Here is a 19166-nt window from a genome sequence, read left to right as displayed (position 1 = left end):
CGACTTGGCAGCGTGGGCAGCCCCAAACGATGGCGTCGTCCTGCGCAAGTTCGGCTTGAACGGCGCCCTTCTTGCACTTGAAGCACCGAGGAAGCGTCACGCCGACTTCGTGGAAGTCGGTGGCGTAGGCGATGACCCCGGCATGGAACTCAGCCATCGCCTTGGCTGGCCCGCGCAGAGGAGCGATGGCGCCCCTGTCGTCCAGGAAGTGCCGGGCATCGGAGATGTACATGCGCGGGTGGTACCTGCGCAGCGCGCGGTCACGGAATCGTACAGCCTGTGGATCGCCTGCGGTCGGCTGGTGCGCAGCTCATGTTTGGCTCCTTCGGGTCGCTTCGCCGAGATCGCGTTCGCCGAATGGGCGCCGGGCGGCGCGGTGCGGTCCGGCGGTCAAGGGACCGTGCACGGATAGACCGACCTCAGCCGGCCATCACCCGGGAGACCGAACAGCACCGGCGACCATGCAGTAACTGACCCACCCTCGTTGACAAGAATCCAGCACTGGCGGGCCCCGCCAGGCGTTTTTCGATCCTCCTCGTCCCACCAATCAAATCAAGGGCTTGGCTTCGGCTGGGCCCTTGTCGCTTGGGTCGCAATGGGCGCCGACGGGCACGTGGGCCCATGCCGGTAGTCCGCAGGGATCTCGGCGGTCTGCTCGCATTCAGCAGCAGCCCCAAGAGCCGCAAAGCCGCGCGCGACCCACCCAACTGCGGTCACCAAGCGCCCAGACCGACGCAAGGCGTGATGGAAGTGCGCCGCGCCTGAAGGCGGCAAGCTCAGCGCAAACGCGAATCGACGACCGGACCGCGGCTGGTCATGCGCTGCATTCGCAAGTCGATCGCGATCATGAAGGCGACGCTGAACGCGACGAGGGTGACGAACCACGGCAGGTCGGACGGCCGCAGCAGATCGGGCGACACGGCATAGCGGTTGCTCGTGGTGCAGACCACCGATGCCGCGGCCATGCCGGTGTAGTGCATGGTGCAGACCGCAGCCGCCATCACCAGGGCTGCCGTGATGCGATGCCATCGCTCACGGGTACGAAATGCCAGCCACAAGGCCGCGGTGGCGGCGAACATCGCAATCAACACCGAGATGCCGACGATGGTTGCATCCCAGTCGAAATAGCCGCCGAAGCTCATCGAGTACATGCCGAGGTAGTGCATCACGGCCACGCCGATGCCAGCCAGCGGACCGGCCAGCAGAATGCGCCTGAGCTGGGTCGGATCGGCCGCGACGAAGCCCAGCGCCAGCGCCGAAACGATGACCGCCGCCACCAGCGACACGATCGTTTCCAGCAGGCGGTAGCCCACGCCCAGCTGCACCTTCCAGCCCAGCATGCCGACGAAGTGCATCGACCAGATGCCGACACCGCCCAGCGCGAGGCCGGCCAGAAAGATGTTGAAGCGATTGACCTGACGATTGGTGCGGTGCGCCGCGGCGGCCGCCGACAGCGCCGTGAAAGCGCCGAGCGCAGAGACCAGATAGGACAGCGCGACGAGCAGCGGTGCGTAGGTGACGGGCAGCAGCTCTGGCGTCATCGGGGGTCTCTCATGTGGAATCCAGGGTTCGCGCTCGAGGCCGCGATGCGGGAAGACCGGCAAGCGCCGATCCCGAGGCATCCTAGTGGCGTGCGCTGAAGTTATCCAGGCCGGATTGCTTGAAGAACGTGACTTGCTTAACGCCAGCTCGCTGGCAGGCTGCGGCCTGGAGTCGCTACTGCGCGATGTGAGCCTGACCGCCCGGGCCGGCGAGTTGCTCGGCATGGCCGGTGTCGAAGGCAACGGCCAGTCGGATCTGGCGGCCATGTTACGCGGCCAGCTGCGAGCCAGCGCTGGCCGCGGCACCATCGGCGGCATTGACACGACGACCTCGTCGACCGTGGCTGACGCGCCCTTTGTCGCCCAAGTTGTTCATTCATGAAGCGATCTTCTACTGGCACCCCGGTGCCGCTGGACAGGGTTCGACCGAAGAGCGCGCGGCTGCTCGAGGCGTTTAGCCCGAAGCTCGGACGCACCGTTCGGTTCTTCGATCGCGCGTGTTTCGATCAATGGACGGCTTTGAAGCCCGATCCGAAGGTTCTGGCGCTTTGGCCAATAAGATCAGCCCCGCGTCGATGCGGGGCTGATTTCGGGAATCACGCCGGCGTCGCTGGCTCCGGGGCCAGCGGTTGCTATCACACTATCAGAGCGACCGCAGGAAGGCCAGCAAGGCCTGACGATCCGCGGTCGACAGGGCCGAGAAGCCCAGGCTTCTTCAGCACCGACTTTCTCGACCGGTCATCGGTACGCTATGGCGACCGCAAGATCGCCGACTACAACGGCACAGCCGATCTGCCACGAGCCGACTACGAGAGCTACAACCACCAGCAGCCTGGCGACCCGGTGAGGCTCGGGCAGGTGATCGTGCAGGTCGCGGCGATGAGCGAAGCGCCACTGCACTTTCTCGCCGGGTCCGATGCCGTAACCCATGCCTATGCGGCGATCAAGCGCCGCTGCGCCGAGGTCGACGCGCAGGCGGCCTTGTCCGTGACGACGGACCTCGACCACTGACAGTGCAAGGAGGGCAGATCATGAACCGAGACCTTCCCTTGTGCGGCCTCACCGTCGTGACTGCCCTTGTCGCGGCGACCCTGCTCACGTGTGCAGGCCATGCGTTGGCCGAACCCACCCCGTCGCCATCCGATCCGCTTCAAACTCGGCTCGTGGCAAGAGAAAGCGTGCGTACCAGGGGCGCTATTGGATGCAGGGCAATCACATCGACTATGCGGACGACACGGGCTTCACGGCCGATGGCGAGTTCCGCGACGACGTCCTGTATCACGCCGGCATGGTCCTGTATCGCGAGCGCTAGCCAGCAGGTCCTATCGTTGCTGCTCAGCCCCTGATCGTTGCCCATCCCAATTCAAGGAACCGCCATGGACGTCACACGAACCACCACCGGACTCGATTTTCTCGCCCGCATCGAAGGCTCTCGCCAGGCCTCCATCGTCGATGCCCTGTCCGGCGTCGCCCCCGATCTGGCCCAGCTTGCCATCAATTTCGTGTATGGCGAGATCTACTCGCGGCCCGGCCTGGACCTGGCCCAGCGCCAACTGGTGACGCTGTCCGCGTTGGCTGCCATGGGAGGCCTCGAGCCGCAGCTGCGCTTCCACATCGCCGGCGCGCTCAACGCGGGATGCACGCCACGCCAACTGGTCGAGCTGATGATCCACCTCGTGATCTATGCCGGCTTCCCTGCCGCGCTCAATGGCACGGCCGCGCTGCGACAGGTCTTTGTGGCGCGTGGCATCGTGCCCGAAGCGTCCGGTGCCGAACCAGCGAGCGACGATCCCTATGTCGCAGGCATGGCGGCGCTGCAAGAGATCGACGGTGATGCCGGCGAGAAGGTGATTGCCTCCCTCAGGGGCCTCTCGCCGGACCTCGGCCGCTTCATCATCGACTTTGCGTTCGGCCGGATCTACACACGTCAAGGCCTCGATCTGCACTGCCGAGAACTGGTCACCGTGGCTGCGCTCGCCGCGATGGGATGTGCCGTGCCGCAACTCAAGATTCATATCCACGGCTTCCTGAACGTCGGCGGAACGAAGGAGCAACTGGTCGAGGTGGCCATTCAAATTTCCGCCTACGCCGGATTTCCCCGTGCCATCAACGCTGCACTGGCTATCCAGGAAGTGCTCGGCGAAACGATTGCGTCACGCCCGCATTGAAATGACGCTCTCCGAAGCGCCACCGGCGCCCCCAACTCAATGGGCGTCTCTGCCGCCCTGTTGCAATGGAACCTTCAGGCCTGCTTTGCAAGTGCGGTCATGACATCACGCCAAGCCTTCTGCTCGGAAGAGGACATGCCACCCAGGGCGCCCCCCATCGCCGCCCGCTCGTGGTCAGTGGCAGAGCGTTCCATGCGCACTCCTTTCGGCGTCAGGCGAAGCAGCTTGACTCGGTGTTCGACGGCATCCCGCTCCGCCACAACATAGCCGTTGTCCTGCAGGTACTTCATCGGCCGATGAAGCGCCTGTTTGCTGACGCCGAGCACCTCCAGCAACCCGCCAATCGAGATGCCATCGGTCCGCGCAATGACGTAAAGGATTCGATGGTGGACACGTGTCAGGCCATGCTTCTCCAGGTACCGGTCGGCCTGCGATACGAGTCCGCGGAACGCGAAGTGCATCAATAGCAACGCGCCGTCAAGAGGATGGAGCTCGCGCATGCCGGCCTTCTCAACCGCGGGCAATCCGAAAGCAGGGTTGGCCTTGGCCATGAATACGTCCCGTCTGCGGCACCCCGACGGCATGGCTCACCGTTGAGCAATGCGGGGGCCACCGCAATGCTACTGCGTCGCCGACGGTGAACTGGGCTTGGTGACCTATGGAATGGGAGTCATCGCTTCGGGCTACCCACGATGCAGGTACCGGTCGCGTGCGCACACAGCCTGTCCGCGTTGTCCAGGAGCCTGGCCTCCGCCGCGACGACGGTTCGGCCACTGTGGATCACGGATGCCTCCGCCCTGACGGGCCCTGAGTCTTCGGTCAGCGATCGCAGGTAGGTGATCTTGAGGTCGAGGGTGCTATAGACGGCGTCGGCCGGGAGTGTGCTGTAGACGGCCAAGGCGATCGCTCCATCCAGCAGCGTGGCGACATAACCGCCGTGGACCGCGCCGGCGGGGTTGTAGTGATCCGGCGTCGGACTGCCTTGAAGAGTGACCTTTCCGTGAGCGACCTCGGTCCCGGCGAGACCCAGCGTCCGGCCGATGCCTCTTCCGAAACCGCCCGCGGCAAAGACCTTCTTCAGTGTTTCAAGCCCCGTCGCGCCCATCTTTCACTCCAAAAGAGTGAAAGGATACTTGTCTTCGCGCACTTAGGTCAATACACATGACCTTAGAAACTCTCACGAGACTGGCGATGAAGGAACCCATCGACGTTGCCCCTTCAGAGCTGGCGTGGCGGGAAGGGCCGGACCACCAGGTGTCGACCAAGCCAGCACCCGGCAGCACCGCATCGGCATCCATGACATTCAGTCGACGCTGGTCATGCGTTTCACCGCGACGGTCCAGCGTTGGAAGGCCGCCATCTGATCGGTGACGAACTTGCGCGTCGTCTCATCGATGCAGCGCCCCGTGGCGGCGTCGAATTTGGCCTGCGCGCCGCCCGTCGGCGCGCCGAATGCGTTCGCGCAGCGCGATCACCGATGCCGGCAGGCCCTTGCCCGTGCGCGCGGCTACGCGGACCAGACGGGGCTTGCCGGAGCAAGCCGCAGCGGAATTGCCAAGGCGCGAATGGAGGGACATCGACCGGCTGGGGCCGGGGACGTGAAGCGTGGCCAAAACCGGCGGGCTGCCTGTCTCAGTTGCGCAGGACCTGGGGATGTGGCGTCACTGTGGCCTGGAAACAAGCCACGCGGTGAGGCTCATCCCCATCACGTTCGCGTACTCCGTGCGGGACCGTCGTTGGGCCTTGACGCCGCCATCGGCCGTGGTCATGTCGTTGTTGAACCTCGGCCCTGTCTCGCCGATGCGCGTCAGATGACTTGCCGCGCCAGGGGCCAACTTGCCGCCCGTGGCTTCGATGCCCGCCAGCTCTGGCGAGGCAGGCGAATTCAGCTGCAGTTGCTGAGCCAAAGCGCCGCTGGCTGCAATGGCAGTGGCGAGGATGAGCGCGGTTTGCTTGAACATGGTGGCCTCAGGGCTTCGAACGGAGGAAAAATCTGCTGCCTGGGTGGCGGTCGATCGATGTCGTGTTCGATGCGCTGAGTCTAGGGATGCGGCTGGCGCAGATAAATGCCGCGGCGATCAATGGGCCATTCCATATTTCACAACAGTCTGGCTCGAAACCAAGGCGCTATCGAGCCGATCTCGCTGCGGCGATGCTCACGTGCGCCAGGAGAGGCCACAGCAGGCTGTCTCCCCCTGAGCACTGCGCACAATTTGTGCCCTTGCGGCGCCGACATCCCACGTTCGAAGGCTGCGATTTGTCCAACACGGACTTTCTTCACGACTAAAGTAGATCTTCATCCCCATGATTGGGAGTTGAGCATGCGCACACTCGTTGCCGCCGCCGCGGCTGTGTCCGCCTTCGTCAGTGTGCCGGCCAATGCCGCCATCGACATCTATGCAGCTGTGCTGCTGGGCGCCAATGAATGCTCCGGCACCACCTGCGGCACCTTCGGCGACCCAGATGGCTTCGGCGCCGCGAGCGTGCTGATCGACAACCTGACAAACGAAGTCAGTTGGGTCATCACCGTCAACGACGTCGACCCCGTCACCGCAGCCCACATCCACTTTGCACCGGCCGGCACCAACGGCCCGGTGCGCATCGATTTCAGCGGCCAGTTGAGCGGCTCGGTTGTCGACACCGACGCCGCGTTCATCACGCCGACCTCGTTCGTCGACAAATACGTCAACGTCCACACGCCGCTGTTCCCTGGTGGCGCAATCCGCGGCCAGTTGATCTACGTGGCCAGCGTGACCTCGCCAATCCCCGAACCCTCCGCCTACGGGCTGATGCTCGCCGGCCTGGGCGGCGTGCTGCTGGTAGCGCGCAGGCGCCGCACTTCGTCGAGAGACTGAGCGCGATCACGGGAAGAACTGGCTGCGCGGCGAGGGGGCCGCCAGAGCGTTGCTGGCGAACGCCTAGCGAAAGAACGGCGTTTGCCTCCGCACGCCTCGGCCCGAGAATGTTTGCGCGATCAATCCCCCAGGCAGGTGTCGGTGAGCCCCGCAAACGCGGCATGTTCAGTACGCACGGCAGGCGTAGATTGACTGCATGGCCACCTACACGCCGATCGGGAAAACTGCAAACCCTGCACTTGCCGGTATCAGAAGGGCAGCGCCCGCTCATTCCGGCGCTTCCGCCAAGGCGATCCAGCGATGTCGTCGCGCAGGGGACAAGAAGCCGGCCGAAGCCTTGCTCGCAACCCCACGAATTCCAAGCGGGGGACACCGGCCGGCCCTCTCCAGTCGGCTGTTGGGTATCACACTCGTCTTCCTGTTGGTGATGACCGGCATGCTGCTCGTCCCGGCCTTCCCGCTCGCTGGCGTCGCCGTGGTGGCGATCAGCTACTGGGTCAGCCGCCTGGTGGGCGGCCGAAGCGACGAAGCATTCATCGCCTGGCTGGTGGTGTTGGGCGGCCTGTGCGCGCTGGTCATGCTTGCCATGTGGATCGCTGCAAGGTTTTGACGACGGGCGGCCCTCTCTACAATGCGGCCCCCTCGCATCTGCTGCCCTGTTCCAGTTCCGCGCCCATGGACATCGTTGTCAACGAAGAACTCAAAGCCTACATCGACCCGTTGACCCCGGAAGAGTACGAAGCCCTGGAGCGCAGCATCATGTCCGAAGGCTGCCGCGACGCGCTCGTGCTGTGGGGCGACGTGCTCGTCGACGGCCACAACCGTTACGGCATCTGCCGCAAGCACGGGCTGCCATACCAGACCGTGCAGAACACGCGCTTCCAATCCATCGAAGATGTGCACCTGTGGATGATCGACCAGCACCTGGGCCGGCGCAGCATCTCGGACTTCCAACGCGGCGTGCTGGCCCTGCGCAAGCGGGAAATCGTGGCAGAGCGGCGCGCGCGGACGGTCGCGGCGCCGAACCCGGCGCCAGACAAGCCGGCCGCCGAGGCACCTGATGCGGGCATCGGTGGCACGAAGGCGCCGGAAGCGCTCGACACCCGCGAAGCCCTGGCAAAGGCTGCGCGCCTGAGCAGCAGCCAGGTGGTGATGATCGAAAAAATCCAGAAGCAGGCGGCGCCTGAACTGGTGGCGGCGGTCAAGTCCGGGACCATCTCGATCAATGCCGCAGCCGCCGTCGCAAGCTTGCCTGCCCAGGAGCAGGTCGCGGCCGCAGCCGCCGGAAAGGACGAGCTGAAGCTGGCCGCCAAGCGCGTTCGCGAATCCAGACGCAAGCCGCACAGCGATTCGGACGCCGCACCGGCGGAGGCTGCCGGGTCGGAAGACACCGTGGAGTCGCTGCGGCAATGCGTTGTCGCCTTGACCGCGGAGAACGCGGCCTTGCGCCTGCAGGTGGCGGCGCTGCAGAATCAGTTGCGGGATCATGCAGTGACCCCATGACGCTCAGTCCCGCTGCTTAACCGGGCAAGGCGTCTCCGAACACGTTCAGCGCCGGACCGTGCAGTGAACCCAGCAAGTCAACAGGGTCGACCGCCTCGGCCAGTGCCAGGGCGCCGCTGCGCCGATACGAGGGCGCCAGCAGCCGCCGGGCGGTTTCGACCACGATGGGCGCCGTCACGGCATAGATGTCCTGCCCACGCACGCCGGCCGTCCTTGTCACGCCGTCCTGCACCAGTCGCACCGCCAACTCGAAACGCTGCGCCGAGCGCCCGCTGTCGTCCGTCGCAGTGGGCGGCGGTGTCGATGCATCGCGGATGTCGGCCAGCGCCGAGCGGTTGAGCAGCGATCGGATCGCGCCGACCTTCAGGTGGTGGGCCAGGGTGATGACCTCGCTGAAGGGCAGTTCGACCATGGCCTGGGTACCCAGCGGCGCGGAGAAGACCCAGTCCGGCACCTCGACCGATGGCGCCAGGGGCGCCAGGCGCCCGTTCGTCACGACCATGCGCGGCACCGTGTTGCGCTCGCCAGTCTTGCGCGTACCGGCGGTGGGCCACCAGCGGTCGAGCGCAATCGCTACCGTGATCTCGTCGATGTCGCCATCGGATGCCTGCGCGCTGGCCAGAAGATCGGCCAGGCCGCCATAGAATCCGGCCGCCGGAATCACGACCCGATGGGCAGCGCGCGCTGGTGCATCGAAGTCGGCCAAGCTCGCTTGCGCGCTGGCCTGCTCTGCCGTCACATCGATGTAGTGGCAACCGGCACGCAGCGCCGCCAGCGCCACGGGCGCCGCGGTGTCGAGGAACGGACCCGCGCAGTTGATGACGACCGCACAGCCGGCGAAGGCCTTGTCGAGGCTGACCGGGTCGTCGAGCTCGGCAATGCGCCGGGAAACAGCCGGAGGCATCGTCTCGTCGAGCCGGGCGGCGCTGCGCCCGACCGCCACCACCGGCAGCCCGCGGCGCTGCGCTTCCTGGACGACGAATTGACCGGTGTGGCCGGTGGCGCCGTACACGGCGATGAATTGGCGGGCGGCATTCATGGGAGTCCTTTCATGGGTGTTGTTCATGATGATACAGACCTGTCTGTTCTTCCAAGATTACAGACAGGTCTGTAGCATGTCAAGCATGAGCACCCCCTCCGCCCCCCGCTCCCAGCGACATCCATCACCAACAGGCCGCTCCGGCGCGGTGTCGAAGCGCCCGGCGACGGCAACTGCCCGCACCGCGGGCACTGCGGCAGTCGAACCCGCGCTCGACGTCCGCGACCGCATCCTCGACACCGCTTCCAGGCTGTTCTATGGACGCGGCGTGCGCGCTGTCGGCGTCGATCTGGTCGTGCTGGAAGCGGCGGTGGCGAAGACGAGCCTGTACCGCTACTTCCCCACCAAAGACGATCTCATCGTCGCCTTCCTGGAACGCGAGGATCTCGAGTTCTGGGCGCAATGGGACGGCGTGGCCCTGCGCTTCCCAGACGATCCCGCCGGCGAACTGGACGCCCATATGCTCTGGATCGGCGAGCGCCTTGCCCGCTCAAACTACCGCGGCTGCCCGCAGATCAACGTGGCGGCCGAGTTCGCCGAGCAGGACCACCCGGCGCGCCAGGTCTCGCAGCGACACATGCAGGCGCTGCGAGGCCGCCTGCTGGACATCGCCAATCGGCTGAACGTACCGCGTCCCAAACAACTCGCCGCACAGCTCGCGGTGCTGGTCAACGGCGCTTTTGTCAGCTCGGGCCTGCTCAGCCCCGAAGAAGCCACCGGCGTGCTGCGGGGGGCGCTGAAGGCCTTGCTGGCCGGCGCGCGGGCTGACGCTTGAGCGTGACGATCGAGAGAAAATCGGTGCCTGCAGCAACGGTGGAGAACCCGTGTGACCGGCGTACCCAATTTTCACTTCCTGATGCGGGACTTGGCGCATGAGGTGGATGCCGGACGCGTGACGGATATCGAAGCGGCCGGCAAAGTGGCCGAAGCCATTCAGAAGGCACTCAAATGCATGTACGTGACCTTTTGGAGTGTCTCCGGTCAAGCCGGCCAGCGGGTCATGCGCAGCGTCGCGGCCTATGACGGCGCAAGGGAGCTTGCTGTCGCCGGCGCTGCGGTGTTCCCGGAGTCCGGTGGCGGTTTCTTTGACGCGTTGGTCAGAGAGGGATGCTATGTCTGTGGCGACACTTTTGCGGACCCCGTTCTCCAAGGCGTGAAGGAGACCATGCTGGTGCCGTTCAACATCCGCGCCTTGTTGGCCGCCTCGTATGGCGGCCATGGCGAAGTGCAGGGGATCATCACCTGCACCAACAACATCGCTCGCAAGTGGCGGTCCTCGGAGATCACTGCCGTCAGGAAGTGTGCGGCCGAAATCTCGACCCTGCGCGCCCAGCGCCGCTTACTCGGAAACTCGCTCTCCACCGGGGGCTTCCTGGAGTGACTACGCGGCCCGCCAAGCGCTTTCGGCCGCATCCGGTCTGTCGCGCTCGCTTGGCTCCTGCGTCCCAGCCGATCGGCGACATCCGCCTCACAGAAACGCGTTCGTCACGCCGCCATCCACCAGCATTGCTTCGCTGGTCATGAAGCTGCTTTCGTCGCTGGCCAGAAAGAGCGCGGCCTGAGCGATGTCCATCACTTCACCCATGCGCCTCAAGGGCGCCCGCGCAATGCGCTGGGCCATCATCTCCGGCGTGACATTGATGCGCACGCCCTCGGTCAGCACCGAACCGGGACAGACCGCGTTGACGCGGATGCCTTGCGGGCCGAGATCTGCGGCGGCTGAGCGGGTGAGCCCCAGCACCCCCGCCTTGACACCGCAGTAGAGCATCGCGTTGGGCACGCCCAGGAAACCCGCTGACGAGGCGATGTTGACGATCGAGCCGCCGCCACTGCGCACCATCGCCGGCGCCGCCGCCTGGATGCCCCAGACGACCGAATTGAAGCCGGTGCCGACCATGCGCGTCAGCATCTCGGGCGTGATGTTCTCGATCGGGCCGTAGCGCACCCAGATCGCGTTGTTGACCAGCACGTCGAATCGGCCGAAGCGGCGCTCGAGCTCGGCAATCGTCTCGACGAAGCTTTCGCGGCGAGACACGTCGCCGCCGAAGCCCACGGCCCTGCCGCCCGCTGCCGCGATCTCCTGCGCCGCCTGCGCGGCGAGCTCGGCCTTGATGTCCAGGATGCCCACCGCGGCGCCGTGGCGCGCGAACAGCTCCGAGATGGCGCGACCGATGCCCTGCGCGCCGCCGGTGACGAGTGCCACCTTGTCCTTCAAACGTGTGTCCATCACCATCCTTTCAAGGCAGGCCACGCCGCCGTTGTTGCCATGGGTTCAGCCGCCCAGCAGCGCATAGACCGGATCGTCCGGAAACTTCGCCCCTTGCGGCAGGCGCGGGCCGAAGCGCTGGGCCTCGGTGCCTTCAGGCGTGCCGAGCGGGCGGATCCAGTCGTAGACCACCGTGCGCTCGGCGATGCGCCATTCGCTGCCCCGCTTCTCGAAGCGGTCGATGTAGCGACCGGCGAGAAACACCTCGCGCTGCACGCCCTGCGCATCGGCGTCGCGCTGCAGTGCCTGGAAGTAGGTCTCGACCGCGGCGGCCGAGGCTTGAAGGAAAGTGATGGACAGATTGCTGATGATGTGAACCGAGCGTTCGGAGGTGCGCAGCTTCTCGAGCGCCCAGTCGATGAAGCCGGTGGCGCTGCCCGAATAGGGGCCATGGCGGTCGGTCGCGTCGGGCCAGTAGGCGGAGCGAAGTGCCTGCTCGTCGCAGCGGTCGATGCCGCGGCAATAGCGGTACATGCACTCGCGGATGGCCTCGCGATCGAGCAGTTGTTGGAGCGGGGCGTGGGTGTCGGTGTTCATGCGGAGGAATCTCCATAGAATTTCATACGTAGCCTTCAGCATCACAGATGTGAATACCATGAGTCCAGCCCACGCCTCGCCCGTCAAGTCCGCAGCGCGTGTGCTGCAGGTGCTGGAGCACTTCCGCAACGTCCGTGTGCCGCAGTCGCTGAAGCAGCTCACCACGGCGCTGGGCTACCCGCAGTCGAGCACCACGGTGCTGCTGAAAAGCCTCATCGCGCTCGGCTACCTCAACTACGACCGCGTGCGCCGGGTGTACTTCCCCACGCTGCGCGTGGCCGACCTGGGCGACTGGGTGGCGAACGAACTGCTCGGCCGCGGCCGCATGAGCGAGGCCATGCGCGACATCCACAATGCCACCGGCGAGACGGTCTCGATCGCGGTGCAGAACGACGTCTTCATCCAGTACATCCGCGTCATCCAGTCCACCCACCCGCTGCGCTTCTTCACCGAAGAAGGCAGCATGCGGCCGCTGGTCGAATCGGCGCTCGGGTGGCTGCTGATGTCGACGCATGCCGACGACGAAGTCGAGCGGCTGATCCGCCGCGCCAACATCGCCGTGTCCAGCCCCGAGCGCCGCGTGCCGGTGGCCCAGATGATGGAGAAGGTGGCGTCCCTGCGCAGCGGCAAGGTCGCGTATGCGGAGGGCGTGCCGCTGCAGGGCGGCGCCACCGTGTGCGTGCTGCTGCCCGTCGCCGTGCACGAGCAGCCGGTCGTGCTGGGCATGGGTGGCGCGCTCGACCGCGTGCGGCCCATGAAGGCGCGCTACACCGCCATGTTGAAGCGTGCCGCGCAGGAGGTCGGCCAGTCCGCCGCCACGCGGCCCGCTGCGGGCTAGCCCGCAGCGAAGATGCACACAGGCAACTTCGTGCCTCGACAGGGTCACGGGGCGCACTTGTGAAACAGGTGGTCGATCAGGTGGTCGATCAGGTGGCCAGCGTTCCGCCGTCCACCGGGAGCGTCACGCCGTTGACATAGCTGGCCATCGCCGACGCGAGAAAGATGGCTGGCCCGGCCAGTTCGTCGGGCTGGCCGACGCGGCCCATCGGCGTGCGTCGCATGAAGGCCGCCAGCCGCGCCGGGTCGCTTCGGGTGGCGGCGGTCATCGGTGTCTCGATCACGCCGGGTGCCAGCGCATTCACGCGGATGCCGTCAGCGGCCAAGTCGACGGCCATCGTTTCGGTCAGCATCTTCAGGGCCGCCTTCGAGCTGGAATAGCCGACGCAGCCGGCCTGCGCGATGAACGCCGCGCCCGAGGCGATGTTGATGATGCTGCCGCGTGTGCGGCGCAGGGCCGGCAGGAAGGCGTGGATGGTGTTGAAGCAGCCGAACAGGTTCACATCGACCACCCGGCGCAGCGCGGCGTGCGCCTGCGGACTGTCGATGCCTTCGCGGATCAGGATGCCGGCGCTGTTCACCAGCACGTCGATGTCGCCGATCTCGGCACCGACGCGCTCGGCCACCGCACGGCATGCCTCGTCGTCGCAGACATCCAGGCCGAAGGCCCAGGCCTCGCCGCCGGCGTGCCGGATCTCGGCCACGGTGTCCTGGCAGCCCGGCTCGGCCAGGTCGGTCATCACGACGCGGGCGCCTTGTTGCGCATAGCCCCATGCAATGGCCCGGCCGATGCCGCTGGCAGCCCCGGTGACGAGCGCCAGGCGGCCCTGCAGCAGGGCCGCGTTGTCAGGAATGTTGAATGCCATGCGGGCTGACTCCGGGTTCAGGGGAAACGTCGCCTCGGCTCGAGGACGGCGAAGCAAGCGCCTGGCGGCTGGCCCGCTTGCGCAACCGCCAGGCCTGGTACTCGCCGACGATGCCGCGCGGAAACACCAGCACGACCACCACGAACACGACACCTTGCAGGATCAGCACCCACTCGGCGAAGCCGGCCAGGTAGTTCTGCATCGTCACCGAAATCAGGGCGCCGACGATCGGGCCCAGCATCGTCTGGATGCCGCCCAGGATGGACATCAGCACTGCCTCGCCCGAGACGCCGAAGCCGACGTCGGTGAGCGTGGCGATCTGGAACACCACGACCTTGGTCGCGCCCGCCAGGCCGGCCAGCGCGGCCGACAGCGTGAAGGCCAGCAGCTTGTAGCGATTGACCTTGTAGCCCAGCGAAATGGCGCGCGGCTCGTTGTCGCGGATCGCCTTCAGCACCTGGCCGAAGGGCGAGTAGACGATGCGGTAGGCGAGCCAGAAGCCCAGCACCGCGATCGTCAGCACGACGTAGTACAGCGTCATGTTGTTGCCCAGGTCCAGTAGGCCGAACAGCGGCCGCCTCGGCACGTTCTGGATGCCGTCCTCGCCGCCGGTGAAAGGCAGCTGCAGCGCAACGAAGTAGACCAGCTGCGCGAAGGCCAGCGTGATCATCGAGAACGCGATGCCCTGGCGGCGGATCGCCAGCAGCCCGGTGGTCGCGCCGAGTGCCGCCGCGGTGGCCACCCCCGCGAGGATGCCGAGCGAGACGTCGAAGCCCCAGACCTTGATCGCGTGCGCGCTGACATAGGCCGCGCTGCCGAAGAACATTGCATGGCCGAACGACAGCAGGCCGACATAACCGACCAGCAGGTTGAGCGACGCCGCCAGCAGCGCAAAACACAGCAGCTTCATCATGAACACCGGATACACCAGCGTCGGCGCGATGAGCAGCGCGACGAGCCCCAGCGCAAGCGCCGGGCGATGGACCGGGGACGGAGGGAAGGTCATCACGCGCCTCTTGATGGTTAGCACTCAGTGCGCGCTGCCGAACAGCCCATTGGGCTTGACGGCCAGCGTGACGATCATGACGACGAAGATGACGATGCCCGCCACTTCGGGCAGGTACAGCTTGGCCAGGCCCTCCAGCACGCCGAGGCCGAAGCCGGCCACCACCGAGCCGATGATCGAGCCCATGCCGCCGATCACCACCACCGCGAACACGACGATGATCAGGTGGCTGCCCATCAGCGGGCTCACCTGGTAGATCGGCGCGGCCATGACGCCGCTCAGCCCCGCCAGGCCGACGCCGAGGCCGTAGGTCAGCATCAGCATGCGCGGCACGTTGATGCCGAAGGTGCGCACCAGCGACGGGTTCTCGGTGGCCGCGCGCAGGTAGGAGCCGAGCTTGGTGCGCTCGATGGTGAACCAGGTCACCATGCACAGCGTGAACGACGCGGCGATGACCCACACCCGGTACAGCGGCAGGAAGGCCGCCGGCGTGTCGATGCCGCCGCTGATCGGGTTCGGATAAGGCATGCCGGTGGCGCCGAACTTGAGCCGGAAAGCGCCTTCCATGATCAGCGAGATGCCGAAGGTCAGCAGCAGCGCGTAGACGTGGTTCGACTTGTACAGCCGGCGCAGCATCGTGCGCTCGAGCAGCAGGCCGAAGGCCGCGACGATGAGCGGCGCGAGCAGCAGCGCCGGCCAGTAGCCGATGCCCAGGTACTCGAGCAGGCCCCAGGCGACGAAGGCCCCCAGCATGTACTGCGCGCCGTGCGCGAAGTTCACGATCTGCAGCAGGCCGAAGATGATCGCCAGGCCCAGGCTCATCAGGGCATAGAACGAGCCGTTGATCAGGCCGATGACCAGCTGCCCGATGAAGGCGGCCACTGGCACGCCGAAGAGGGTATCCATGGTGTGCGTTCCTCAGAGACCCAGCAGGGCCTCGATGCGCGGCAGGTCGGCGTCGATCTCGTCGCGCCCGAACTGCTCGACCGCATGACCTTCCTGGATGACGTAGAAGCGGTCGGCGACGCGCGACGCGAAGCGGAAGTTCTGTTCGACCATCAGCACCGTGAAGCCGCGCTCACGCAGCAAGCGGATGGTCTGGCCGATCTTCTCGACGATCACCGGCGCAAGGCCCTCGGTCGGCTCGTCCAGCAGCAGCAGCGTGGCGCCCGTGCGCAGGATGCGGGCGATCGCCAGCATCTGCTGCTCGCCGCCCGACAGCCGGGTGCCCGGGCTGCGGCGGCGCGCCAGCAGGTTCGGGAACAGCGCGTAGATCTCGTCGACGCTCATGCCGCCGGGCAGCAGCACCGGGGGCAGCATCAGGTTCTCCTCGACGTCCAGGCTGGCGAAGATGCCGCGCTCCTCGGGGCAGTAGGCCACCCCCAGATGGGCGATCGCTTCCGGCGGCAGGCCGCGGGTCGAGCGGCCGCCGATGCGGATGTCGCCACCGCGCTTGTCGATCAGGCCCATCACGGCGCGCAGCGTCGTCGTCTTGCCCGCGCCATTGCGTCCCAACAGGCACACCACTTCGCCGCGCCGCACCTCGAGGTCGACGCCATGCAGCGCCTGGGTCTCGCCGTAGAACGCCGTCAGCTGCGACACGGCCAGAAGGGGTTCGGCTTCAGGCATGGACCCCTCCGACATAGGCCTCGATGACCCGCGCATCGCGCGAGACTTCGTCATAGCTGCCCTCGGCCAGGATCTCTCCCGCCTGCAGCACGGTGATGCGGTCGCACAGCTCGGCCACCACCTTCATGTTGTGCTCGACCATCAGCACCGTGCGCTGGTGGGCCACGTCGGCAATCAGCCGCATCACCGGCGCGATGTCTTCGCTGCCCAGGCCGGCCATGGGTTCATCGAGCAGGATCAGCGCGGGCTCGAGGGCGATGGTCGTCGCCAGCTCCAGCGCCCGCTTGCGCCCGTAGGACAGATCGGCCGCCGGCGTATCGCGCCAGCGCGCCAATCCCAGCCGCTCGATCAGCACCATCGCTTCGTCGTTGAGGCCGTCCAGCACACGTTCGCTGCGCCAGAACGCAAAGGTCGGGGCCTCGCGGCGCTGCAAGGCGACACGCACGTTTTCCAGCACCGTCATCTGCCCGAACACGGCGGAGATCTGGAAGGATCGCGCCAGGCCCATCAGCGCGACGTCCGCCGGCTCGGCGCGGGTGATGTCGCGGCCATTGAAGCTGATGGTGCCGGCGCTGACCGGCAGGAACTTCGTCAGCAGGTTGAAGCACGTCGTCTTGCCGGCGCCGTTCGGGCCGATCAGCGCATGCACGGCATGGCGCTTCACGCGCAGGGACACGTCTTTCACGGCATGGAAGCCGCGGAACGCCTTGCACAGGCCACGCGTCTCCAGGATGTAGTCGTCACTCATGGTCGTGATCCATCGGCAAAACGTGCTTCGGGCAGGCCGCTCACTTTGAGTCCAATCACCTCGACCACTGCGCCCGCATCCGGCGCGTCGCTGCGCAGCCGGTGGCCCGAATCGGAGATGCTGGTGACATAGAGCACATCCAGCGCCGGTCCACCGAAACAGGGGCAGGTCGGGTACTGCACGGGAAGATCCACCAGACGGTCGAGGCTGCCGTCCGGCCGAAAGCGTGCGATGCGGCCGGCAAGCACGAGCGCCACCCACACGCCGCCTTCAGCGTCCACCGTGGCACCGTCCGGCCCCGAGCCGTGGGGCCGCGTGTCGACGAAGGGTCGCGCAGCGCCCACGCGGCCGCTGGGCCCGTCATAGTCGCAGACCTGGACGATGCCCGAGAGGCTGTCGGCGAAGTACATGCGATCGCCCGCCGGGCTGAAGCAGATGCTGTTGGCGATCGCAATGCCACTCTGGAGCACATCGACACGACGCTCGGCATCGAGCCGGTAGATTTGGCCATCGGGATCGGTCCGGCCATGCACCAGCGAGCCGGCGACAAACCGACCCTGGCGATCGCAACGCCCGTCGTTCAGGCGCATCTGCGGCTTCGGGTGCTGCACCGCCACCAGCGGCGTCGTCTCGCCGCTTTGGAGGTCGAGCAGGTGGAAGCCGCTGGCCAGCGCCATCAGCAGCCGCCCGCTGTCCGTCAGCGCGATCGAGCCGATGTCCTCGGGCACGGGCCAACTGCGCACCTCGCCGCTGGCCGGGTGCAGACGCCGGACCTGCGGCGCCTTCGAGTCCACCCAGTACAGCGACTGATCGCGCGGGTCCCAGAGCGGGCTTTCGCCGAGCCGGTCGCGCGGGCCGGGAAGACATCGCATGTCCATGATGCTGCCTGCTTCGCTGCCTACTTCGCCGCCTTGGCGAATTCGCACACGCCTTCGGCGAGCGGCCGGTAGGCCTGCTCGGCGGGAATCTCGGCGCCGATCTTGTAGTAGTCGAACTTGCCTTTGGATTCGGCCGGCGACTTGATGGTGATCGAGTAGCTCGGCCGCATCAGCTGGCCGTCCTCGCGGATGCGCGCGTTCTTGATCGCGAAGTCGTCAACCGGCGTGGCCTTCATCTTGGCCATCACCGCCGGGCCGGCGTCGCTGCCTGCCGCCTTCACGGCCTTCAGGTAGTGCGTCATCGCGCTGTAGGCGCCGGCCTGGATGTAGGTCGGCACGACGCCGTTGCTGCGCTCCATGAAGCGCTTGGCCCAGGCGCGGCTCTCGGGGTCGCGGTCCCAGTAGAACGGCGCCGTGAACTGGATGCCCTGCGCAACCTCCAGCCCCATCGCGGTGACGCTGTTGATCGTCATGCCGAACACGGTGACGATCTGTCCGTTCTTCGTCAGGCGGTATTCGGCGGCCTGCTTGAGCGCATTCGACAAGTCCGCGCCGGCGTTCAGGATGACGATGGCCTTCGCCCCGCTGGCCTGCGCCTGCAGCAGGTAGGAGGAGAAATCGGTGGTGCCCAGCGGGTGCTTGACCGAGCCGAGCACCTTGCCGCCCGCGGCCTCGATGAAGCGCGTCGCGTCGGTCTGCAGGGCCTGGCCGAAGGCGTAGTCGACCGTCACGAAGTAGAAGCTCTTGATGCCTTGCTTCATCAGCGTCTGCACGCCGGCCTTGGGCAGCGAGTAGGTGTCGACGATGAACTGCACCGTCATCGGCGAGCAGGACTTGCCGGTCAGCTCCGCGGTGACCGTGCCGGCGACGAGGTAGGGCTTCTGCTTCTCCTTCATCAGCGATTGCACGCCGAGCGCGATGGAGGACGCCGAGCCGCCGATGATGGCGTCGACCTTGTCGTTCTCGATCCACTTGCGCGCCAGGCCCAGGCCGATGTCGGGCTTGTTCTGGTCGTCGGCAACGACGATCTCGATCGGCTTGCCGTCGAGCTTGCCGCCGAAGTCCTCGACCGCCATGCGCGCAGCGATCACCGAGCCCGGGCCGCCGTTGCCGGAATAGGGGCCGGTCATGTCGCCCATGACGCCGATGCGCAGCACGTCGTCGGAGATCTGCGCGCTGGCGGATGCCGCGGCGAACAGGACGAAGGTCGCGGTGGCCAGTGCGGTGGCCTTGTTGTGGAAGAAAGTCATGCGTGTCTCCTGGTGAAGAAATGCTCTGTATCGAGCGAGGTCA

At 66.3% G+C, this 19166-nt stretch carries 25 protein-coding genes; 10 read left to right on the top strand and 15 right to left on the bottom strand.

What is annotated here, in order from left to right; translation table 11 throughout:
• Both VLK61_RS07600 and VLK61_RS07595 read right to left on the bottom strand, forming a co-directional pair.
• On the bottom strand, positions 1 to 232 hold a 232-nt coding region (locus tag VLK61_RS07600; RefSeq protein ID WP_325419799.1), incomplete at its 3' end, for a hypothetical protein.
• Between the two features lie 544 nt (positions 233 to 776).
• Positions 777 to 1541, bottom strand: coding sequence for an MHYT domain-containing protein (locus tag VLK61_RS07595; RefSeq protein WP_325419797.1), 765 nt, complete (start codon positions 1539 to 1541; stop codon positions 777 to 779).
• Positions 1542 to 1656: 115 nt separating this feature from the next.
• Here VLK61_RS07595 and VLK61_RS07590 point away from each other — a divergent pair, with 115 nt between their 5' ends.
• From VLK61_RS07590 to VLK61_RS07575, 4 genes are all read left to right on the top strand, one after another.
• Positions 1657 to 1923 (top strand): ATP-binding cassette domain-containing protein, encoded by a 267-nt coding sequence (locus tag VLK61_RS07590; protein ID WP_325419795.1) that lies wholly within the window; start codon positions 1657 to 1659, stop codon positions 1921 to 1923.
• Positions 1920 to 2552: a hypothetical protein gene (locus VLK61_RS07585; RefSeq protein ID WP_325419793.1), complete on the top strand. Its 633-nt coding sequence runs from the start codon at positions 1920 to 1922 to the stop codon at positions 2550 to 2552. Before VLK61_RS07590 ends, VLK61_RS07585 begins: the two co-directional genes overlap by 4 nt.
• Before the next feature lie 40 nt (positions 2553 to 2592).
• A complete protein-coding gene (locus tag VLK61_RS07580; RefSeq protein WP_325419791.1) occupies positions 2593 to 2853 on the top strand; it encodes an Atu4866 domain-containing protein in 261 nt (86 codons plus the stop codon).
• A 64-nt stretch (positions 2854 to 2917) separates the two neighbouring features.
• The gene (locus VLK61_RS07575; RefSeq protein ID WP_325419789.1) at positions 2918 to 3709 is read left to right on the top strand and encodes a carboxymuconolactone decarboxylase family protein; all 792 of its coding nucleotides are present in this window, start codon (positions 2918 to 2920) and stop codon (positions 3707 to 3709) included.
• Positions 3710 to 3783: 74 nt separating this feature from the next.
• Here VLK61_RS07575 and VLK61_RS07570 read toward each other — a convergent pair whose 3' ends face one another.
• The 3 genes from VLK61_RS07570 to VLK61_RS07560 form a co-directional block, all read right to left on the bottom strand.
• Positions 3784 to 4260 (bottom strand): MarR family winged helix-turn-helix transcriptional regulator, encoded by a 477-nt coding sequence (locus VLK61_RS07570; RefSeq protein ID WP_325419787.1) that lies wholly within the window; start codon positions 4258 to 4260, stop codon positions 3784 to 3786.
• A gap of 119 nt (positions 4261 to 4379) precedes the next feature.
• Positions 4380 to 4814: a PaaI family thioesterase gene (locus tag VLK61_RS07565; protein ID WP_325419785.1), complete on the bottom strand. Its 435-nt coding sequence runs from the start codon at positions 4812 to 4814 to the stop codon at positions 4380 to 4382.
• A gap of 556 nt (positions 4815 to 5370) precedes the next feature.
• Entirely contained in the window at positions 5371 to 5670 is a 300-nt protein-coding gene (locus tag VLK61_RS07560; protein WP_325419783.1) for a hypothetical protein, read from the bottom strand.
• 360 nt (positions 5671 to 6030) lie between these two features.
• On the opposite strand from VLK61_RS07560, the gene VLK61_RS07555 reads away from it, so the two are divergent.
• From VLK61_RS07555 to VLK61_RS07545, 3 genes are all read left to right on the top strand, one after another.
• A complete protein-coding gene (locus tag VLK61_RS07555) occupies positions 6031 to 6564 on the top strand; it encodes a CHRD domain-containing protein (protein WP_325419781.1) in 534 nt (177 codons plus the stop codon).
• 196 nt (positions 6565 to 6760) lie between these two features.
• Positions 6761 to 7174, top strand: coding sequence for a hypothetical protein (locus VLK61_RS07550; RefSeq protein WP_325419779.1), 414 nt, complete (start codon positions 6761 to 6763; stop codon positions 7172 to 7174).
• A gap of 65 nt (positions 7175 to 7239) precedes the next feature.
• Positions 7240 to 8067, top strand: coding sequence for a plasmid replication/partition related protein (locus VLK61_RS07545; protein WP_325419778.1), 828 nt, complete (start codon positions 7240 to 7242; stop codon positions 8065 to 8067).
• 16 nt (positions 8068 to 8083) lie between these two features.
• On the opposite strand, the gene VLK61_RS07540 is transcribed toward VLK61_RS07545, so the two are convergent.
• Positions 8084 to 9106: an NAD(P)H-binding protein gene (locus tag VLK61_RS07540; RefSeq protein ID WP_325419776.1), complete on the bottom strand. Its 1023-nt coding sequence runs from the start codon at positions 9104 to 9106 to the stop codon at positions 8084 to 8086.
• Between the two features lie 85 nt (positions 9107 to 9191).
• Here VLK61_RS07540 and VLK61_RS07535 point away from each other — a divergent pair, with 85 nt between their 5' ends.
• Together VLK61_RS07535 and VLK61_RS07530 are read left to right on the top strand one after the other, a co-directional pair.
• Positions 9192 to 9881: a TetR/AcrR family transcriptional regulator gene (locus tag VLK61_RS07535; RefSeq protein ID WP_325419774.1), complete on the top strand. Its 690-nt coding sequence runs from the start codon at positions 9192 to 9194 to the stop codon at positions 9879 to 9881.
• 51 nt (positions 9882 to 9932) lie between these two features.
• On the top strand, positions 9933 to 10487 hold the full coding sequence (locus tag VLK61_RS07530; protein ID WP_325419772.1) for a GAF domain-containing protein: 555 nt from the start codon (positions 9933 to 9935) through the stop codon (positions 10485 to 10487).
• A gap of 87 nt (positions 10488 to 10574) precedes the next feature.
• On the opposite strand, the gene VLK61_RS07525 is transcribed toward VLK61_RS07530, so the two are convergent.
• Together VLK61_RS07525 and VLK61_RS07520 are read right to left on the bottom strand one after the other, a co-directional pair.
• Entirely contained in the window at positions 10575 to 11333 is a 759-nt protein-coding gene (locus tag VLK61_RS07525; protein WP_325419770.1) for an SDR family NAD(P)-dependent oxidoreductase, read from the bottom strand.
• Between the two features lie 45 nt (positions 11334 to 11378).
• Positions 11379 to 11909, bottom strand: a complete 531-nt coding sequence (locus VLK61_RS07520; protein WP_325419768.1) for a nuclear transport factor 2 family protein — start codon at positions 11907 to 11909, stop codon at positions 11379 to 11381.
• A gap of 58 nt (positions 11910 to 11967) precedes the next feature.
• On the opposite strand from VLK61_RS07520, the gene VLK61_RS07515 reads away from it, so the two are divergent.
• Positions 11968 to 12747 carry an IclR family transcriptional regulator gene (locus tag VLK61_RS07515; protein WP_325419766.1) on the top strand — a complete coding sequence of 260 codons (780 nt, stop codon included), beginning with the start codon at positions 11968 to 11970 and terminating at the stop codon, positions 12745 to 12747.
• Positions 12748 to 12835: 88 nt separating this feature from the next.
• Here VLK61_RS07515 and VLK61_RS07510 read toward each other — a convergent pair whose 3' ends face one another.
• The 7 genes from VLK61_RS07510 to VLK61_RS07480 are packed head-to-tail and all read right to left on the bottom strand — an operon-like array spanning position 12836 to position 19123.
• Positions 12836 to 13612 (bottom strand): SDR family NAD(P)-dependent oxidoreductase, encoded by a 777-nt coding sequence (locus tag VLK61_RS07510; protein ID WP_325419764.1) that lies wholly within the window; start codon positions 13610 to 13612, stop codon positions 12836 to 12838.
• A complete protein-coding gene (locus VLK61_RS07505) occupies positions 13593 to 14618 on the bottom strand; it encodes a branched-chain amino acid ABC transporter permease (RefSeq protein ID WP_325419762.1) in 1026 nt (341 codons plus the stop codon). The genes VLK61_RS07510 and VLK61_RS07505 overlap by 20 nt, the downstream gene beginning before the upstream one ends.
• A gap of 24 nt (positions 14619 to 14642) precedes the next feature.
• The gene (locus VLK61_RS07500; protein WP_325419761.1) at positions 14643 to 15524 is read right to left on the bottom strand and encodes a branched-chain amino acid ABC transporter permease; all 882 of its coding nucleotides are present in this window, start codon (positions 15522 to 15524) and stop codon (positions 14643 to 14645) included.
• A gap of 12 nt (positions 15525 to 15536) precedes the next feature.
• Positions 15537 to 16247, bottom strand: a complete 711-nt coding sequence (locus VLK61_RS07495; RefSeq protein ID WP_325419759.1) for an ABC transporter ATP-binding protein — start codon at positions 16245 to 16247, stop codon at positions 15537 to 15539.
• Positions 16240 to 16995 (bottom strand): ABC transporter ATP-binding protein, encoded by a 756-nt coding sequence (locus VLK61_RS07490; protein ID WP_325419757.1) that lies wholly within the window; start codon positions 16993 to 16995, stop codon positions 16240 to 16242. Before VLK61_RS07490 ends, VLK61_RS07495 begins: the two co-directional genes overlap by 8 nt.
• A complete protein-coding gene (locus VLK61_RS07485; RefSeq protein ID WP_325419755.1) occupies positions 16992 to 17873 on the bottom strand; it encodes an SMP-30/gluconolactonase/LRE family protein in 882 nt (293 codons plus the stop codon). Before VLK61_RS07485 ends, VLK61_RS07490 begins: the two co-directional genes overlap by 4 nt.
• Positions 17874 to 17893: 20 nt before the next feature.
• Positions 17894 to 19123 carry an ABC transporter substrate-binding protein gene (locus VLK61_RS07480; RefSeq protein ID WP_325419753.1) on the bottom strand — a complete coding sequence of 410 codons (1230 nt, stop codon included), beginning with the start codon at positions 19121 to 19123 and terminating at the stop codon, positions 17894 to 17896.
• Positions 19124 to 19166 lie beyond the last annotated feature (43 nt).

Origin of the sequence: Aquabacterium sp., from assembly GCF_035476535.1 — a bacterium.
Classification (GTDB): domain Bacteria; phylum Pseudomonadota; class Gammaproteobacteria; order Burkholderiales; family Burkholderiaceae_C; genus Pseudaquabacterium.
The sequence above is the reverse complement of the archived record's forward strand: the minus strand, read 5'-3'. Positions and strand labels throughout refer to the sequence as shown.

What these genes read in the sequence shown, in the direction of transcription:
- VLK61_RS07595 (WP_325419797.1), bottom strand. Translation starts at nt 1,541, where the DNA reads ATGACGCCAGAGCTGCTGCCCGTCACCTACGCACCGCTGCTCGTCGCG.
- VLK61_RS07585 (WP_325419793.1), top strand. Translation starts at nt 1,920, where the DNA reads ATGAAGCGATCTTCTACTGGCACCCCGGTGCCGCTGGACAGGGTTCGA.
- VLK61_RS07575 (WP_325419789.1), top strand. Translation starts at nt 2,918, where the DNA reads ATGGACGTCACACGAACCACCACCGGACTCGATTTTCTCGCCCGCATC.
- VLK61_RS07570 (WP_325419787.1), bottom strand. Translation starts at nt 4,260, where the DNA reads ATGGCCAAGGCCAACCCTGCTTTCGGATTGCCCGCGGTTGAGAAGGCC.
- VLK61_RS07565 (WP_325419785.1), bottom strand. Translation starts at nt 4,814, where the DNA reads ATGGGCGCGACGGGGCTTGAAACACTGAAGAAGGTCTTTGCCGCGGGC.
- VLK61_RS07560 (WP_325419783.1), bottom strand. Translation starts at nt 5,670, where the DNA reads ATGTTCAAGCAAACCGCGCTCATCCTCGCCACTGCCATTGCAGCCAGC.
- VLK61_RS07555 (WP_325419781.1), top strand. Translation starts at nt 6,031, where the DNA reads ATGCGCACACTCGTTGCCGCCGCCGCGGCTGTGTCCGCCTTCGTCAGT.
- VLK61_RS07550 (WP_325419779.1), top strand. Translation starts at nt 6,761, where the DNA reads ATGGCCACCTACACGCCGATCGGGAAAACTGCAAACCCTGCACTTGCC.
- VLK61_RS07545 (WP_325419778.1), top strand. Translation starts at nt 7,240, where the DNA reads ATGGACATCGTTGTCAACGAAGAACTCAAAGCCTACATCGACCCGTTG.
- VLK61_RS07540 (WP_325419776.1), bottom strand. Translation starts at nt 9,106, where the DNA reads ATGAATGCCGCCCGCCAATTCATCGCCGTGTACGGCGCCACCGGCCAC.
- VLK61_RS07535 (WP_325419774.1), top strand. Translation starts at nt 9,192, where the DNA reads ATGAGCACCCCCTCCGCCCCCCGCTCCCAGCGACATCCATCACCAACA.
- VLK61_RS07525 (WP_325419770.1), bottom strand. Translation starts at nt 11,333, where the DNA reads ATGGACACACGTTTGAAGGACAAGGTGGCACTCGTCACCGGCGGCGCG.
- VLK61_RS07520 (WP_325419768.1), bottom strand. Translation starts at nt 11,909, where the DNA reads ATGAACACCGACACCCACGCCCCGCTCCAACAACTGCTCGATCGCGAG.
- VLK61_RS07515 (WP_325419766.1), top strand. Translation starts at nt 11,968, where the DNA reads ATGAGTCCAGCCCACGCCTCGCCCGTCAAGTCCGCAGCGCGTGTGCTG.
- VLK61_RS07510 (WP_325419764.1), bottom strand. Translation starts at nt 13,612, where the DNA reads ATGGCATTCAACATTCCTGACAACGCGGCCCTGCTGCAGGGCCGCCTG.
- VLK61_RS07505 (WP_325419762.1), bottom strand. Translation starts at nt 14,618, where the DNA reads ATGACCTTCCCTCCGTCCCCGGTCCATCGCCCGGCGCTTGCGCTGGGG.
- VLK61_RS07500 (WP_325419761.1), bottom strand. Translation starts at nt 15,524, where the DNA reads ATGGATACCCTCTTCGGCGTGCCAGTGGCCGCCTTCATCGGGCAGCTG.
- VLK61_RS07495 (WP_325419759.1), bottom strand. Translation starts at nt 16,247, where the DNA reads ATGCCTGAAGCCGAACCCCTTCTGGCCGTGTCGCAGCTGACGGCGTTC.
- VLK61_RS07490 (WP_325419757.1), bottom strand. Translation starts at nt 16,995, where the DNA reads ATGAGTGACGACTACATCCTGGAGACGCGTGGCCTGTGCAAGGCGTTC.
- VLK61_RS07485 (WP_325419755.1), bottom strand. Translation starts at nt 17,873, where the DNA reads ATGGACATGCGATGTCTTCCCGGCCCGCGCGACCGGCTCGGCGAAAGC.
- VLK61_RS07480 (WP_325419753.1), bottom strand. Translation starts at nt 19,123, where the DNA reads ATGACTTTCTTCCACAACAAGGCCACCGCACTGGCCACCGCGACCTTC.